10 protein-coding genes are annotated in these 15,560 nt (G+C 55.8%); 4 read left to right on the plus strand and 6 right to left on the minus strand.

Annotated elements, in window-relative coordinates:
* Genes IEY39_RS02080 through IEY39_RS02095 form a run of 4 tightly spaced genes read right to left on the minus strand, consistent with a single transcriptional unit; the run spans position 1 to position 9,143 of the window.
* Positions 1-3,294, minus strand: coding sequence for an efflux RND transporter permease subunit (locus IEY39_RS02080; RefSeq protein ID WP_188928012.1), 3,294 nt, complete (start codon positions 3,292-3,294; stop codon positions 1-3).
* A complete protein-coding gene (locus IEY39_RS02085) occupies positions 3,291-6,542 on the minus strand; it encodes an efflux RND transporter permease subunit (protein ID WP_188928014.1) in 3,252 nt (1,083 codons plus the stop codon). Before IEY39_RS02085 ends, IEY39_RS02080 begins: the two co-directional genes overlap by 4 nt.
* A gap of 15 nt (positions 6,543-6,557) precedes the next feature.
* Complete coding sequence (locus IEY39_RS02090) at positions 6,558-7,742, minus strand: efflux RND transporter periplasmic adaptor subunit (RefSeq protein ID WP_188928016.1); 1,185 nt, start codon at positions 7,740-7,742, stop codon at positions 6,558-6,560.
* 42 nt (positions 7,743-7,784) lie between these two features.
* On the minus strand, positions 7,785-9,143 hold the full coding sequence (locus IEY39_RS02095) for a TolC family protein (protein WP_188928018.1): 1,359 nt from the start codon (positions 9,141-9,143) through the stop codon (positions 7,785-7,787).
* 279 nt (positions 9,144-9,422) lie between these two features.
* On the opposite strand from IEY39_RS02095, the gene IEY39_RS02100 reads away from it, so the two are divergent.
* The gene (locus IEY39_RS02100; protein ID WP_188928020.1) at positions 9,423-11,861 is read left to right on the plus strand and encodes an ABC transporter permease; all 2,439 of its coding nucleotides are present in this window, start codon (positions 9,423-9,425) and stop codon (positions 11,859-11,861) included.
* A gap of 1 nt (position 11,862) precedes the next feature.
* Here the strand turns inward: IEY39_RS02100 and paaI are convergent, their stop codons facing one another.
* Positions 11,863-12,270 carry a hydroxyphenylacetyl-CoA thioesterase PaaI gene (gene paaI, locus IEY39_RS02105; RefSeq protein WP_188928022.1) on the minus strand — a complete coding sequence of 136 codons (408 nt, stop codon included), beginning with the start codon at positions 12,268-12,270 and terminating at the stop codon, positions 11,863-11,865.
* Positions 12,267-13,163: a PfkB family carbohydrate kinase gene (locus IEY39_RS02110; RefSeq protein WP_188928024.1), complete on the minus strand. Its 897-nt coding sequence runs from the start codon at positions 13,161-13,163 to the stop codon at positions 12,267-12,269. The genes paaI and IEY39_RS02110 overlap by 4 nt, the downstream gene beginning before the upstream one ends.
* A gap of 98 nt (positions 13,164-13,261) precedes the next feature.
* Here IEY39_RS02110 and IEY39_RS02115 point away from each other — a divergent pair, with 98 nt between their 5' ends.
* Genes IEY39_RS02115 through IEY39_RS02125 form a run of 3 tightly spaced genes read left to right on the plus strand, consistent with a single transcriptional unit; the run spans position 13,262 to position 15,542 of the window.
* Complete coding sequence (locus IEY39_RS02115) at positions 13,262-13,651, plus strand: ribosomal maturation YjgA family protein (protein ID WP_188928026.1); 390 nt, start codon at positions 13,262-13,264, stop codon at positions 13,649-13,651.
* The gene (locus tag IEY39_RS02120) at positions 13,629-14,393 is read left to right on the plus strand and encodes an oxygenase MpaB family protein (protein WP_188928028.1); all 765 of its coding nucleotides are present in this window, start codon (positions 13,629-13,631) and stop codon (positions 14,391-14,393) included. Before IEY39_RS02115 ends, IEY39_RS02120 begins: the two co-directional genes overlap by 23 nt.
* A 30-nt stretch (positions 14,394-14,423) precedes the next feature.
* Complete coding sequence (locus IEY39_RS02125) at positions 14,424-15,542, plus strand: Gfo/Idh/MocA family protein (protein ID WP_188928030.1); 1,119 nt, start codon at positions 14,424-14,426, stop codon at positions 15,540-15,542.
* Positions 15,543-15,560: the final 18 nt, after the last annotated feature.

The raw sequence follows: 15,560 nt of genomic DNA on the forward strand, positions 1-15,560 counted from the left end.
CTATGCGGGGCTCACGCTGCCATTCTCTTCGCGACTCGCTTTATTTTCCGCATGTGCCCGGGCGATATCATACTCCAATTCCGGATCGATCTTCTGTTCTTCGACGCGCCGCGCCTTTTCCATCAGCTCTTCGTGGTGTTCCTGCAGCCATTGCAATTGTTTTTTGCCATAGGACAACCGGGTGAACAGCACATAGAGCACCGGCACGATGAAGATGGCAAGGGTGGAGGAAGCGATCATCCCGCCCAGTACCACGAAACCGATGGTCTTACGCGCGACGGCGCCTGCTCCTGAGGCCAGCACCAGCGGCATGACCCCGAGGATAAAGGCCATGGACGTCATAATGATGGGCCGGAGGCGCAGTTTGACGGCTTCCAGGGTCGACCGGATCAGCGGTTCGCCGCGATCAACTCGTAATTTGGCGAATTCCACTATCAGGATAGCATTTTTGGCTGACAGGCCGATGAGCGTGATGAGCCCGATCTGCGCGTAGACATTGTTCGTCAGGGGTGGGATCATACTAAGGGTGGCGATGGCTCCGAAGGCGCTGATCGGCACGGCCAGCATCACCGCCAGGGGGACGGACCAGCTTTCGTATAAGGCTGCCAGGAAAAGAAAGACAAATACGATGGAGAAGATGAAGATATAGGTAGTGGTAGAACCCGCCCTGATCTCCTCGTAGCTGAGGCCGGAGAACTCATAAGTATACCCTTGCGGGAGGTATTTGGCGGCCGTCGCTTTGAGGGCCTCGATGCCCTGGCCCGAGCTGTAGCCCTGGGGTGTGGAACCGTCCACTTCCGCGGAGCGGAAGATGTTGAAGTGATTGATCAGCGGGGCTGTCTCGATAGGCCTATAGTGAATGAGTGTACTCAGCGGCAGCATCTGCCCGGCCTGGTTGCGGACGTAATATTTGTCCATATTGCCGATGAAAGCCCGGTAGGCGGTATCCGCCTGGACCACGACGTGGTAAGTGCGGTTGTACAGGGTGAAATTGTTGACGAAGAGGCTTCCCATATACGCCTGCATGGTGTTGAAGACATCCGAGATGCTGACGCCGAGCTTCTCGCATTTGTCGCGGTCGACGGTGAGATCAAAGCTTGGTGTATGTGCACCGTAGTAGCTGAAGGCGGTGGAGGTAGCCGGGTTCTTCCGCAATTCGGCGACGAATCGCTTGACCACCGTCTCGAACTGGTGGATATCATCATTGGTATTTCCCTGCTGTATCTGCATGGAGAAGCCCGCGGCCTGGCCGATTCCCCGGATGGGCGGGGGCGGGATGACGACGATGTTGGCGTTCTTCAGACCGGCGGCGGCGATCTTCTTTTGCAATACGCTGATGAGGCCTGGAACGCGCTGCTCCGGCGTTTTCCTTTCTTCCCAGGGTTTGAGCATGACGAACATGCTGCCGTTGTTGGAATTGGCGCCGCCATTGAGGATGTTGAAACCCGAGATGGCGGAAAAATGGCCGACGGCCGGATCTTTTTCGATGATGGCCATCAGTTTTTGCATTAATTCCACCGATTGGGCAACGGACGAGGCCTCGGGCAATTGATAGGCTACATAGAGGCGGCCTTCATCTTCGAACGGGATGAAGCTCGATGGTTTTTTCTTGAACAGGACGAAGGCCCCCACGCAGATGCAGGCCAGCAGGATAACGGTGTAGCGTGCCCCCTTTATCCAGCGATGAACGCCATGGGTATACCTTACGGTGAGCTTGTCGAAACCGCTGTTGAACGAGAGGAAGAACCGGTCGAAGATGTTCTTTTTCTGGAGGTGGGAAGGCCGCAGCAGCAGGGTACAAAGGGCTGGCGTCAGGGAGAGGGCGACAAAGGCCGAGATGATCACAGAGATGGCGATGGTGATGGCAAACTGCTGATAGAGCCGGCCCACGATGCCAGGAATGAAGCCCACGGGAACGAAGACGGCCGCCAGGATAAGAGCGATGGCTACCACGGGCGCCGAGATCTCCTTCATGGCGTGGTAGGTTGCTTCTTTTGGCGACATGTGCTTGTCGTCGATGTAGTGCTGCACCGCCTCCACCACGATGATAGCGTCATCCACCACAATACCGATGGCCAGCACGAAGCCGAACATCGTGAGGGTATTGATCGTAAATCCCAGGGGGATGAAGAAACAGAAGGTTCCCAGGATGGATACCGGGATGGCCAGTACGGGGATGAGGGTTGACCGCAGGTTCTGCAGGAAGAGGAAGACGACGACTGCCACGAGACCCAGCGCCTGCAGGAGCGTCATCAACACCTCGTGGATGGAGACCTTGATGATCGTTATCGATTCGAAGGGAACCCGGTAATCCACGTCCGGTGGGAAGTACTTCTTTAGCCGATCGAGCTCGGCATAGACATTGTTGGCCGTTTCGAGCGCATTGCTTCCCGGGGCCTGGTAGACCATGAGAATGGACGCGCGTTTACCGTCGACCCAGGCATGGCTGGAAAACGTGAATTTCCCCAATTCTACGCGACCAACGTCTTTGAGGTAGACCAGCTGTCCGGTGTTGCCGGCGGAATCCGGGACGTTCTTTACGACCACCTTTTCATAATCCTCCGGCTTGGAGAGCAAGCCGTTGGGCAGGACGGTCAGTTCATAGGCCTGGCTGTTTTGCTGGGGCGGGGCGCCGACAGAGCCGGCGGCCACGTATGCGCTCTGGGCGTTGAGCGCTGTGATGACGTCCTTTGGCATCAGACCATAAGCGGCCATCTTGTCGGGGTTGAGCCAGATGCGCATGGCGAAGGGGTCCGTGCGGGCCTGGACATCGCCGACCCCCGGCACCCGCAACAGGGCGTCCTCGATAAAGACATTGGTGTAGTTGTCCAGGAAAGTAATATTGTGCGAGCCCTTTGGGGCGAAGACCGCCACCATCATGAGCATGCTCGGGTTACGGGCGCGCACGGTGAGCCCCAGCTTACTGACAACAGAGGGCAGGAGGGGTGTTGCGATACCCACCCGATTCTGGACATTCAGTGCGGCGATATGCACATTGGTGCCGACGCCAAAGGTGACGTTGATGCTCATGCCGCCCGTATTCGTATTGGTGCTCTGCATGTATTCCATGCCGGGCGAACCGTTCACCTGCTCTTCGATGGGGATGGCCACGGTCTGTTCAACCGTCTGGGCGTCGGCGCCGGTGTAATTGCCGTTGATGCCCACTGAAGGCGGGGAGATATTCGGGTACTGGTCGACGGCCAGGTTGAAGATGCAGATGACCCCTGAGATGACCAGCACCGTCGATACGACGATGGCCGTTACCGGTCGTTTTATGAAGGTATTGGCAATCATAAGTTGTGCAGGTCGCGTGATTTTTGAATTTCAAATTCGAGCTCGGGGTCGATGCTCTGAGCCTCTACTTTTTTGGCTTTTTCCATCAGGTCGGCATGGTGTGCGCGAAGGTATTCGAGCTTTTTCTTTCCGTAAGTGGCGCGGGTGATGAGCACGAAAAGAACAGGCACCACAAAGATAGCGATTGTCGACGCAGCAAGCATGCCTCCTAAAACGGTATAACCGATGGTCCTACGGGCTACAGCCCCTGCGCCGCTGGCGAATACCAGGGGCAGCACCCCGAGGATGAAGGCCAGCGAGGTCATCACGATGGGGCGTAGCCGAAGGCTCACGGCGTCGAGCGTCGACTGGATCAGGTCTTCCCCTCGGTCGACGCGGACCTTGGCAAACTCCACGATGAGGATGGCGTTCTTGGCGGCCAGCCCGATGAGGGTAATAAGCCCGATCTGCGCATAGACGTTGTTCGTCAGGCTCGGGACGAGCACCAGGGTCAGAATAGCACCGAAAGCACCGATCGGTACGGCCAGCAGGACGGAGAAGGGCACGGACCAGCTCTCGTAAAGGGCCGCCAGGAAGAGGAAGACAAAGGTGATGGAGAACAGGAAGATATAGATCGTCGTCGACCCCGCCTTTTTTTCTTCGTAGCTGATGCCGGAGAACTCGAAAGTATAGCCATCCGGCAGCACGCGGGTGGCGATATCCTGGAGGGCCTGGAGGGCTTCCGAGCTGCTATGGCCGGGCGCCGGCGCGCCATCCACTTCGGCGCTGCGGAAGATGTTGAAGTGCGAGATCAGCGGCGCAGTCTCGGTGGGGCGATAGCTTATCAGCGTGCCGAGGGGCAGCATATTGCCCGCCTGGTTGCGTACATAATATTTGTCCATGTCGGAGATCATCGAGCGGAAAACGGTATCCGCCTGGACGACGACGTGGAAGGTTCGGTTATAAGCGGTGAAATCGTTGATGTACAGGCTGCCCATAAAGGCCTGGATGGTGGTGAACACGTCGGCGACGTTGACGCCAAGCTTTTCACACTTCTCGCGGTCGACGGTGAGGGAATACCCGGGTGTCTTGGCGGAGTAGAAGCTATAGACATTGGCGATGGCCGGGTTCTTGTTGGCCTCGGTGATGAATTTCTGAACGACATTTTCGAAACCATGCAGGTCGTCGTTGGTGCTGCGTTGTTCGATCTGGAGGCTAAAGCCCACACCGGCGCCGATGCCCGGGATGGGGGAGGGCTGGATCACCTCCACGTTGGCGTTGCGGATGCCCGCGTCGCCGATGCGCTGGCGAATCTCAGCGAGAATGCCGGGTACGCGTTCAGCATCCGCGTATCGCTCGTCCCAGGGTTTGAGCTGGCAATAGATGGTTCCGCAGTTGGAATTGCTGGCGTTGGTCATTACGTTAAGTCCGGAAAGCGCGGCATAATGCGCTACACCGGGGGTCTCCGACACTACCTTCATCAGGCGTTGCATCAGCGCTACGGACTGGCTGGTGGAGGATGCCGGCGGCAGCTGGAAGGTGACATAAATATTACCATCATCTTCGGAAGGAATAAAGCCCGAAGGTTTGTCCCGGAAAAGGAAAGTGGCGCCCACGCAGACGCATACCAGAAGGATGAGGATAAGAGGCGCCCCCTTTATCGATCTGTCGACACCCATCCGGTATCTCCCGGTGACGCGGTCGAACCATTCGTTGAATCGGATGAAGACCTTCCTCATGCCCCTTGCCTCTTCTTTTGGCTTGGAAGGTTTTAAAAGCAGCGTACAGAGCGCCGGGGTCAGCGAGAGTGCGATAAAGGCTGAGATGAGCACGGAGATAGCAATAGTGATCGCAAACTGCTGGTAGAGGCGGCCCACGATACCCGGGATGAAGCCCACAGGGACGAAAACGGCGGCCAGGATAAGGGCGATGGCTACCACGGGCGCCGAGATATCCTTCATGGCGTGATAGGTCGCTTCTTTGGGTGACATGTGCTTCTCGTCGATGTAGTGCTGCACGGCCTCGACCACGATGATGGCGTCATCCACCACGATGCCGATGGCCAGCACGAAGCCGAACATCGTAAGCGTATTGATCGTGAATCCGAGAGGTATAAAGAAGCAGAATGTTCCGAAGATGGATACGGGGATGGCCAGCACTGGAATAAGGGTCGAGCGGAAGTTTTGCAGAAAGAGATACACAACAAGCGCTACCAGTGCCAGGGTCCCCAGCAGGGTATACACGACGTCCGTCATGGAGACCTTCACGACGGTGACCGATTCGAACGGAACGGAGTATTCGACGTCGGCGGGGAAGAATTGCTTCAGCTGTGCCAGTTCTTTATAGACACCTTCGGCCGTCCGCAGCGCGTTGCTGCCCGGGGCCTGGTAGATCTGCAGATAAGAAGCGCGCTGGCCGTCGACGAAGGAGTTGCTGGCGAAGGTGAACTTACCCAATTCCACGCGGGCGACGTCCCTGAGGTAAACGAGCTCCCCGGTGGCGGGGATGGTCTTGACGATGATGTTCTCGAATTCCTTTGCTTTACTGAGGCGGCCGTTGACGAGGATGCCGATCTCGAAGGTCTGGGCCTTGTCCTGTGGAGGTACGCCGGCGGAGCCTGCCGCCACCTGGACGTTCTGCGCGTTGAGCGCATTGATCACATCCTGCGGGGTAAGGCTATAGGCCGCCATCTTCTGCGGGTTCATCCAGACCCGCATGGAGAAATCGTCGGTAAACCGCTGGATGGTGCCTACGCCGGGGACCCGAAGCAACGCGTCCTGGACGAAGATGTTGGCATAGTTGTCCAAAAAGGTGATGTTGTGCGTACCCTTGGGCGCATAGATGGCCACCATCATCAACATGCTGGGATTTACCGCACGTACGGTTATCCCCAGCCGGCTGGCGACGGCGGGCAGCAGGGGTGTCGCGATGCTGACCCGGTTCTGCACGTCGAGGGCAGCGACATCGATATTGGTGCCGATGTTAAAAGTGACGTTTATCGACATCAGGCCGTTGTTGGTGCTGTTGCTCTGCATGTATTCCATGCCGGGAGTACCGTTCACCTGTTGTTCGATGGGTGTGGCGACGGTTTGTTCTACTGTCTGGGCGTCGGCGCCGGTGAACTGGCCGTTCACCTGCACGATGGGTGGGGTGATGTCCGGGTATTGGTCGACGGGCAGGACGGCGATACAGATAGCGCCCGTGAGCACTAACACGATGGAAATAACGATGGCGGTGACGGGCCTTTTTATAAACGTATTCGCGATCATAAGAGCATTAATTTGTTAACGGCCACGACCTTGTGTCGCGGGTCCCATACGGTTGGCAGTAGTTATGGGCGAGCCGTCGTGAAGCGCTTGAACACCGTCCACAACGATGCGGTCTCCGTCCTTGAGTCCCGACTTGATGAGCACATTGGAGCCGATGGTCTGGCCTTCTTCTACCTTCACCTGGATGGCTCGCAGCTTGGATTGAACGGCTGCGGAATCGGAAGCCGGGTCGGCGGCGCCGGTCTGCTTGGTCGTATCTTTTGCGATGTAGACGAAGTATTCCCCCATCTGTTCGACGACGGCCCTGGCCGGGATCACTATCTGGGGTGTCCGCTCGAGGTTATGTACCCGCACGACACAGGACATCCCTGCACGCAGCTCGAGCTTTGGGTTGGGGAATTCGAGGCGGATACGGATGGTACCCGTCTGCGGATCGACGGCCCGGTCGATGACCGATATCTTCCCCGTAAAGGGATATACGGAGTGGTCGGGGAGGATGATGGTAAAGAGGGAGTCGAGTCCATGCTCTTTTTGCCGTTGCAGCTGTTCGTAATAGTTGAGCTGCGCCTCGTTGACGAGAAAATCGACGGCCATGGGGTTGTCGGTGGACACCGTATTCAGCAGGGTAGTGCTGGCCGTAACGAGGTTGCCTAGTTTCACCTGGCTGAATCCGATGGTACCGTCAAAGGGAGCGGAGATCATCGAATAGGCAAGATTGGTCGCAGCGGTCTTCAACGCCTCATCGGCCGCGGCCGTCTGGTTCTTTGCATTCTGGAGGGCGATGATTGCGTGGTCGAGAGTCTGTTTGGCCACGGCGTTGTGCTGGATGAGATACTGGTAGCGATCGGCATCCTGCTGTGCCTGCTCCTGGTTGCCCTGCGCCACTTTGAGGTTGGCGGCCGCCTGGTCATAGGCTGCCTTGAACAGTCTTTCGTCTATTGTGTATAGCTTCTGTCCTTTATGCACATGGGTACCTTCCGTAAATAAGATGGCCGTCACGTAACCGGTGACCTGGGCATGCAGGTCTACCTGGCTCAGCGCCTGGGTGGTAGCCGGGTAGTCGTCATAATACAGGACGGACTGCGACCGCACCGTGGCCAGGTTGACGGGTGTGGGAGGATTGGGGGCCGGCGGCTTCTGCTGGCAGGAGAAGAAAGCCAGGCTATTAATAAAAACCAGGATCGATGCCAGTCTGCTCATACAAGTGATTTATAGATTTACTGCTAATGATGATTTAGGGATTTAGTGAACGACGATGACGCCCATCGCCTTTTCGAGATCGATCTTGCTCGATAACAGCTGGAACAGGGCGCCATGATAGCTGATCTCAGATGTGATAAGGTTCGATTCGGCGGTGATGACATTCAGATAGGGCACGACCCCCTGGAGATATTGCAAAGACACGATGTCATAGGTTCTTTTCGCCAGGTTGACGTTGTCCTTCGAGATCGTGAGATTGTACAGATTGCTCTTATAGTTGGCCAGGGCGGTAGTATACTCCGAATAGATCTGCGACTTCAGGTTGGCCTCGCTCCAGTTGAGCAGATCGAGCTGCAGCCGGTTTTTTTTGACGTTCTGCACGCGGGCCAATCCGGTGAAGATGGGCATGGAGAGCGAGAGGCCCATATAGGAATAGGGATAGGCCTGGGAGAAGAGCTTGCCAAAGGAATTATTCTCAAACTCGTAATCATAGTTGAAGAAGGCGCCCAGTGTTGGCAGCCAGGCCTTTCGGTAATAGTCGATCTGCTGTCCCTGCAGCTGTTTCTCCGTCTGGAGCACCTGGAACTCGATGCGTTTTTCGAACTGCAGGGATTGGGTGGTGTCAAAGGCGATGTCGTTCATCATCCGTGCCGTATCGTATAGGACATTGAACTGGGACTGGGGCGGATAACCCATTATCTGTTTGAGCACTGCGTATTCGGGAGTCACGTTCTCGGTAGCCTGCTTCAGCTGGAATTTCGAATTATTGAGGGAGATGACCGCCTGGTCATAGTCGGTCTCATCGACGATGCCGCTGACATATTGATGGTAGGCATCGCTTACGTTCTTGCCGAGCCGGGCGGTATCTTCTTTCAGGACGTTGATCTGTTCGAGCGTCAGCAGCAGGCCGTAGAAGGTCTTGCTGACCCCTGCAACGATCTCGATCTTAGTGCTGTCCGTCACCTGTTGTGCCTCTCTGATGGTGAGCGGGGCGCTTCGGGCGGCATAGAGCAAGGCGGGGTTGAAGATGGTCTGCGTGACGGAGACGACCGGAATGGCCGTATTGACCACGCCGGTTTTCTGTTCGACAGTGGTACCGCTGCTGGCATTTTTTATAAAGGCCGTAGGCAGGGTATTATAATGGGTGAGGTTGGCCGAAACATTAACCTGGGGTAACCAGCCGGCCAGAGTGATCGAATTTGTCGCCCGGGCGATGGCCACATTGACGATGGCCTGGTTGACAAAAGGCTGGTGCTTCAGCGCATAGTCGACGCACTGATCAAGGGTAAGGGCGGTATCGGCTCCATTAACGGCCTGGGAAAAGCCGGGGATCGATATACAAAAAACGAGAGTACTACTGACAATCAGACGCTTTACAATGTCGACGAAAAATTTAAACATATCGATCGTGGAAAATTTATAATATGGGTGTTTTTCCCAGGGTAGCAATTGGGAGGTCCCGGCTCAGGATGGAGCATTACGCCGCAAAGATTCATTTTTTTTGGGCGTTTTTTAGTGTAGATAGAATTAAAATGATATTAAACCCCGGAGGTCAAAAAGCGGGCAACCAGTGTAGCAAATGCGGACAATCCTACTACCATGCGATTTTTCAACCCTTTAACAATCAAGTCCATATAATATGGCATTACTTATGACCGCAAAAGCCATAATCTTCCTCTCATGCTACCTAACTACTTTCTTGTCGCCTTACGCAACCTTTTTCGCAACAAGCTCTTCACCCTGGTAAATATTTCCGGGCTTTCACTAGGCATCAGTGCTGCACTGGTGATCTTCCTGGTGGTGCATTATGAAACTAGTTTCGACCAATTTCACCCGGAAGGAGACCATATCTTCAGGGTTGTGATAGACGAGTCTATAGCCGGAGATGAGCATCGTGGTCCGGGGACGCCCCTCCCGATGATCGGGGCGATGGAAAAAGAGGTGACAGGAATCCGGCGAATCGTGCCCATGATCCTTTACGATGGGCAAACACAGGCAAAGGATGATGGACAGGCCATCTTTACCAATTCTGCCTATTTTGAACTGACGCCTTATACCTGGCTGGCGGGATCGCCCGGGACAGCTCTCGCGGCTACCAACCAGGTGGTGCTGACGGCCAGCAGGGCCAGGCGCTATTTTCCCAACCTATCGCCGGAGGCGGTTATCGGCCGGACGGTGACCTACTATGATTCCATCCCGCTCACCGTCGCCGGGGTGGTGGCCGACCTGGACGAAAACACCGACTTCGTCTTCCAGGAATTCCTTTCCCTCCCAACCCTTAACGATGCCCGGCTGGCTGGTCATTTTCCTTTGCAGCAGTGGGGAACCCACAGCAACGATTACGAGCTGTTGCTGCGACTGGAACCGGGCTATCCCGCCGATGCCGTCACCCGGCAGATGCAGCAGCTGCTGGCGAAGTATGCACCCGATATGAACAAGGGTCACCGGAAGATGCAGTTTGCACTCGAGCCCCTGCCTGACATTCACCTCAATGACCAATTCGGTTCCTTCTATTCCGTACGGCACCCTCACAGAGAAGCCCTGGTCGGTCTGCAACTGCTGGGGGCCGTGTTGCTGGTGCTGGCCTGTATCAATTTCATCAACCTCACCACAGCCCAGGCATCGCAGCGTGCCAGGGAGATCGGCATCCGGAAGACCATGGGAGGCAGCCGTCCGCAACTGATAGGCCAATTCCTTTGTGAAACGCTGGTGATAACGGCTGTTTCGGCCGGGGTAGCCTTGCTGCTGGTGCCCTTGGTCCTGCAATTGTTCGCGCCATTCCTTCCGCCGGGCCTACATCTGGGTTTGAAGGACCAGCCCGTGTTGATCGTTTTCCTCATTGTGCTGGTGATCGCGGTAGGCCTGCTTGCCGGCTTTTACCCAGCCATTATCCTGTCGGCATTCGATCCTGTCAGGGTGTTGAAGGGCCAGTCGGCGGTAGCTTCCGGGCAAACACGAAAAGCGATCTTACGACGGATTCTTTCGATCACGCAATTTGTCGTCGCCCAATTGTTCCTGCTCATCACGCTTAGTGTCGCCTGGCAGATCAACCGGCTGCTGCATGAAAACCCCGGATTTCGCAAGGAGGCCATCCTGTCGATCACCCTTCCCGCGAAGAACGATTCGGTGAGACAGCAGCGTTATCTTTTTTCCGGCCGCATAAGCCGAATTCCTGGCGTGGAAGGGGTGAGCCTGTCGGCGGAGCCGCCCTGTTCCCATAATTTCTCCGCGGCTGCCGTCACATATACGGATGGCCGGAAGGAAGTGCAAGCCAGTGTGCAGCTGAAGTTCGCAGACACGAGCTACCTGCGGCTGTACAAGATACCCCTGCTGGCCGGCAGGAACGTCACCGAAAGCGATACCATGCGTGAATTCGTCATCAACGCCAGCTATGCCCAACTGTTGGGATTTGCCCGGCCCCAGGATGCTTTGAACAAAATGCTGTACCTGGGAACACCGGGTGCGCAGACGAGCCATGTGACCATCGTCGGTGTCATGCAGGATTTCCATACCAATTTCCTGATGCAAAAAGTGGGTCCGGTGGCCCTCACCGCGGCGGCAAAGCAATGTTATACGGAGCATGTGGCGCTCGAACCCCTGTCTGCGGATGGAAGTTCGTGGCGCACCAGCATCCGGCAGATAGAAAAGGCCTATCAGCAGCTATATCCTGGGGTCGATTTCCAATACGCCTTCCTCGACGAGTCCATCGCCGCTGCCTATAAGGGCCTGGAAGATCTTGCGCAACTTTTGAAATGGGTAACAGGCATCTGCATCTTCATCAGTTGCCTTGGCATGCTGGGACTGGTGATCTATACGACGGCGCAACGGACCAAGGAGATCGGAGTCCGGAAGGTGCTGGGGGCTTCGGTCGCACAAGTGGTGCTGTTGTTGTCGGGTGGGTTTGTCCGGATGGTGGTATTGGCCACGGTGATCGCCACCTCGGTAGCTGGGATCGTCATCCATGTCTGGTTGCAGCGTTTTTCCGACCGCGGTCTGCCGCCTATCTGGCTTTTCCTGGTTGCCGCGCTGGGGATGTTCGGGTTGACTTTCTTGATATTGAGTTTGCAGACCGTTCGCGCGGCGCGTGCTAATCCGGCCGATAGTTTGCGCACGGAATAGATCAGGATATGGACTGCGAAGTGCGATAGGCCGTGCCCTTGAACAATGCGACCAGTTCGCCCGCTTCGTTGGTGGTGCGGATCTCATAGAGCCCGGTCTTCTGACCCAGGTGGACCTCACGGGCTTCGACGTGCAACAGGTCGCCGCTGCGGGCGGGGCGGGTGAAGCTGATGGAGACATCGAGGGCGACCGTCAATCTACCATGCGAGTTGCAGGCGAAGGCAAAGGCGGAGTCGGCAGCCGAGAAAAGCACACCACCGTGGATGATTCCGAAACCATTCAGCATCTGGTCATTTACCCGGTAGTGTAGCCGGCAGTATCCCTCACCGGACGCTTCGACCTGCAATCCCATCCATTGGGAGAAATAGTCCTTTTCGAGCATCCGGGCGGTGATCTGTTCGGGTGTCATCGGTATACTTGTTGTTTGCGGCTGGACAGCAGGGAGAGGACATCGTCCTGTGTACCGGTGAAGGGTCCCGAGCCTTCGATCTTCAGGGTCGCCATGGCAGCGGCAAATTCTCCTGCGTGTTGGATGGATGCGCCTTTCACCCGTTGATAAAGATAACCGGCCATATAAGTATCGCCGCAGCCGGTGGCGTCTATCACCGCAATGTTCGGGATATAGGCGGGTATCGTGTAGAAGGTCTTTTGGCAATAGATGACGGAACCCATGCTGCCCAGGGTGATGATCACTTCCTTTACTCCCCAGGCGGCGAGCATCTTTGCGCCTTTCCGGACATCGCTTTGCCCCGTCAGAACGGCCATTTCGGACTCGTTGACCTTGAGCGTGTGGACATAGCAGAGGGCTTTGATCTTGTCGGTCCAGTCGATGGCCAGTACGTCCTGACCCTTTACTTTCCGCAGGTAGCCCTGGGCGTCGAGTGATACTTTTCCCTTGGCAGCGAGCGAGCGGATGACTTCGACCGGGATATCGCCGGCCAGCAGGGGGCCGAGGTGAAAGACGGCGGCGTCTATGTCCTGCACTTGTTGGGCGGTGAAGGGGTCGGCCTGCCCGATGACACGTTGCGTCCGGTGATCCTGGTTCTCAGAGTAGATATTTTCAAAGAATACCGTGTCGGCGCTGGGCAGTACGGTGACGTCGATGCCCCGGGCCCTGAGTTCCTCTACGGAAGCCATGTCTGCCGGCGCAAGCGCCGTGACCAGCTTATAATGCAGGGGGAGCCGGGATACGGCGTTGGAAAAATAAAAGGCGGTGCCGCCGGCCATGTGAACAACCGAGCGGGGAGTGACGACCTTGTCGTGGGTGATATGTCCGATGCAGATGATTTCTGTCCTGTCCATTTTATAAACCTTTCTAATGAGCAATTGGCAAAAATACGCCTTCCCTTGACAATATGGATTTTTATCATTTACTTTGTAATTCAAAGTACTTTTCAACTATGTTTCGATTCAACCCCGGTTATTTCCTCCTAAGCCTGCTCATCCTGGGAATAGAGTTCTGTATCGCGGAATATGCGCACGACGCGATCATCCGGCCTTATGGCGGAGACTACCTTTGTGTCATCTTTTTGTATTGCCTCATCCGGGCCTTTTGGAAACTGCCGGTATTGCCCCTTGCGCTTGCCGTCCTGCTGTTCGCCGATCTTGTGGAGGTGACGCAATACTTCCACCTGGCTGACCGGCTGGGATTTACAAAGCCATCCCTGATGCGGACGCTGATGGGCTATACTTTCACATGGGTGGATATCGGTTGTTATACGCTGGGTATCGGCACCGTATTGGGGATCGAAAAAATAAAGAAAAACTATGGCCGGTTTCACACATCCTGATTCCATTGTCCGCACCATCTGGGGTCGCGGCGATACTGTCCTGCTGATCTTTGCGGGGTCGGCGGCGGAGTTTGCGTTGAACAGATCGGTCGACTGGTTGTACTTCACCGGCCGGCTCCCCGCAGACCCGCTGGGGCGACTTTTTTCCACGGTAGCCTATGCACAGCGCATCGTCTTTGCAGAAGAGGACCGGGCGCTGGCCGCCATCGACAGTATCACCGCTATCCATAAAGGGGTAGAGGCGCAGCGGGGCGCCTCCATCCCTGCCACGGCCTACCTTGATGTATTGTTTATGTTGATCGGCTATTCGATAAGCAGCTTCGAGCTGTTGGAGCGGAAACTGCGGCCGGAAGAGAAGGCCGAGGTCTTTGCTGTTTTCGCGCGTGTGGGCCGGCGTATGGGTCTTGCCGGTATGCCGGGGGATTATGAGCAGTGGGAGCGCATGCGACACCAGTACCTGCAGGAAAATCTCGTAAGGAGCTCTTTTACACAGGATTTATATAAACGCTACCGGAAAAGCCTGGGGCCGGTGCGGTATTTTCTCCTGATACAGGCCCAGGTTTTGCTGACGCCCGGCCGGGTACGCCGGCTACTCGACCTGCCTTCGTTACATTTGTTCTATCCTGTCGTACAGGTGTACAAGCTCTTCCATTTTCTTCATCTGGACAAGGGCATAAAGACAATCTTACTTCCGCCCCGTTACCGGGAAGCCGTGTTTGGGCTGGATCAAAAAATGGGATAACTTAGGGGACTATTCAAAGATGCCACTGCCATGCAAACACGTCGCGATTTTCTCCAGAAGCTCACAAGTGGGGCCATTGCCCTTTCCCTGGTTGCACGATCTGCTTCCGCCCATGAGTCCGAAATAAAAGAAGAAAGATATGATGGCCCCGTGCTACGCGTAGCCATTATGGGTCTGGGCAGCTATGGGACCCGGGTGGCAGAAGCCATGAAAACCTGTACCAAGGCCAAACTCGTTGGAGTCATCAGCGGTCATCCGGCCAAGATAACGGCTTGGCAGGCAAAGTATGGTATCCCGGAGAAGAACTGTTATAATTACGAGAACTACGACCGGATAAAGGATAACCCGGATATCGACGCCGTCTATGTTATTACCCCCAACGCGCTGCATCACAATGCGGTGATCAGGGTGGCGATGGCTAAGAAACATGTCATCTGCGAGAAGCCAATGGCCGTCAATGCAAAGGAAGGGCAGGAGATGGTCGATGCCTGTCAAAATGCAGGAGTGCGGCTGCTGGTTGGCTATCGCATGCATTTCGAAACACACACGCTGGAGATCATCCGGATGCGGAAGGCGGGGGAATTTGGAAAGGTCCTTTTCTTCCAGGGCTTGTCGGGGTTTACGATCGGTGACCCGACGCAGTGGCGGCTTAACAAGGCCCTTTCGGGCGGTGGCTCGCTGATGGACATCGGTATCTATTCGATAAATGGTTCACGGTATATGATCGGGGAAGACCCCATCTGGGTCACGGCGCAGGAGACCAAGACCAATCCCGTAAAGTTTAAGGAAGGCGTGGATGAGACCATTCAATTCCAGCTGGGCTTCCCCGGCGGTGCTGTGGCGTCCTGTCTGTCCACCTATAGCATGAACAACCTCGACCGTTTCTTCCTCAACGGCACCCAGGGTTTTGCCGAACTGCAGCCTGCTACCGGGTATGGACCGATACAGGGTCGTACCAATAAGGGCGAACTCAATCAACCCATCGTAACCCATCAGACCGTCCAGATGGATGAGATGGCGGGTATCCTTTTGGAAGGGCATCAACCCATTGTTGCGGTGGATGGATTAGAGGCGGTGAAGGATCTGAAGATCATCGATGCCATCTACCAGGCCACGAAGTCGGGAGAGAGGGTGGAGCTTCATCTTTGAACCGGCGGCCAGCGGCCA

It is taken from the genome of Puia dinghuensis, assembly GCF_014642875.1.
Taxonomy (GTDB): domain Bacteria; phylum Bacteroidota; class Bacteroidia; order Chitinophagales; family Chitinophagaceae; genus Puia; species Puia dinghuensis.

Excerpts from the sequence above, each read along its gene's own strand:
- IEY39_RS02080 (WP_188928012.1), bottom strand. The coding sequence starts at position 3,294 with ATGATTGCCAATACCTTCATAAAACGACCGGTAACGGCCATCGTCGTA.
- IEY39_RS02085 (WP_188928014.1), bottom strand. The coding sequence starts at position 6,542 with ATGATCGCGAATACGTTTATAAAAAGGCCCGTCACCGCCATCGTTATT.
- IEY39_RS02090 (WP_188928016.1), bottom strand. The coding sequence starts at position 7,742 with ATGAGCAGACTGGCATCGATCCTGGTTTTTATTAATAGCCTGGCTTTC.
- IEY39_RS02095 (WP_188928018.1), bottom strand. The coding sequence starts at position 9,143 with ATGTTTAAATTTTTCGTCGACATTGTAAAGCGTCTGATTGTCAGTAGT.
- IEY39_RS02100 (WP_188928020.1), top strand. The coding sequence starts at position 9,423 with ATGCTACCTAACTACTTTCTTGTCGCCTTACGCAACCTTTTTCGCAAC.
- paaI (WP_188928022.1), bottom strand. The coding sequence starts at position 12,270 with ATGACACCCGAACAGATCACCGCCCGGATGCTCGAAAAGGACTATTTC.
- IEY39_RS02110 (WP_188928024.1), bottom strand. The coding sequence starts at position 13,163 with ATGGACAGGACAGAAATCATCTGCATCGGACATATCACCCACGACAAG.
- IEY39_RS02115 (WP_188928026.1), top strand. The coding sequence starts at position 13,262 with ATGTTTCGATTCAACCCCGGTTATTTCCTCCTAAGCCTGCTCATCCTG.
- IEY39_RS02120 (WP_188928028.1), top strand. The coding sequence starts at position 13,629 with ATGGCCGGTTTCACACATCCTGATTCCATTGTCCGCACCATCTGGGGT.
- IEY39_RS02125 (WP_188928030.1), top strand. The coding sequence starts at position 14,424 with ATGCAAACACGTCGCGATTTTCTCCAGAAGCTCACAAGTGGGGCCATT.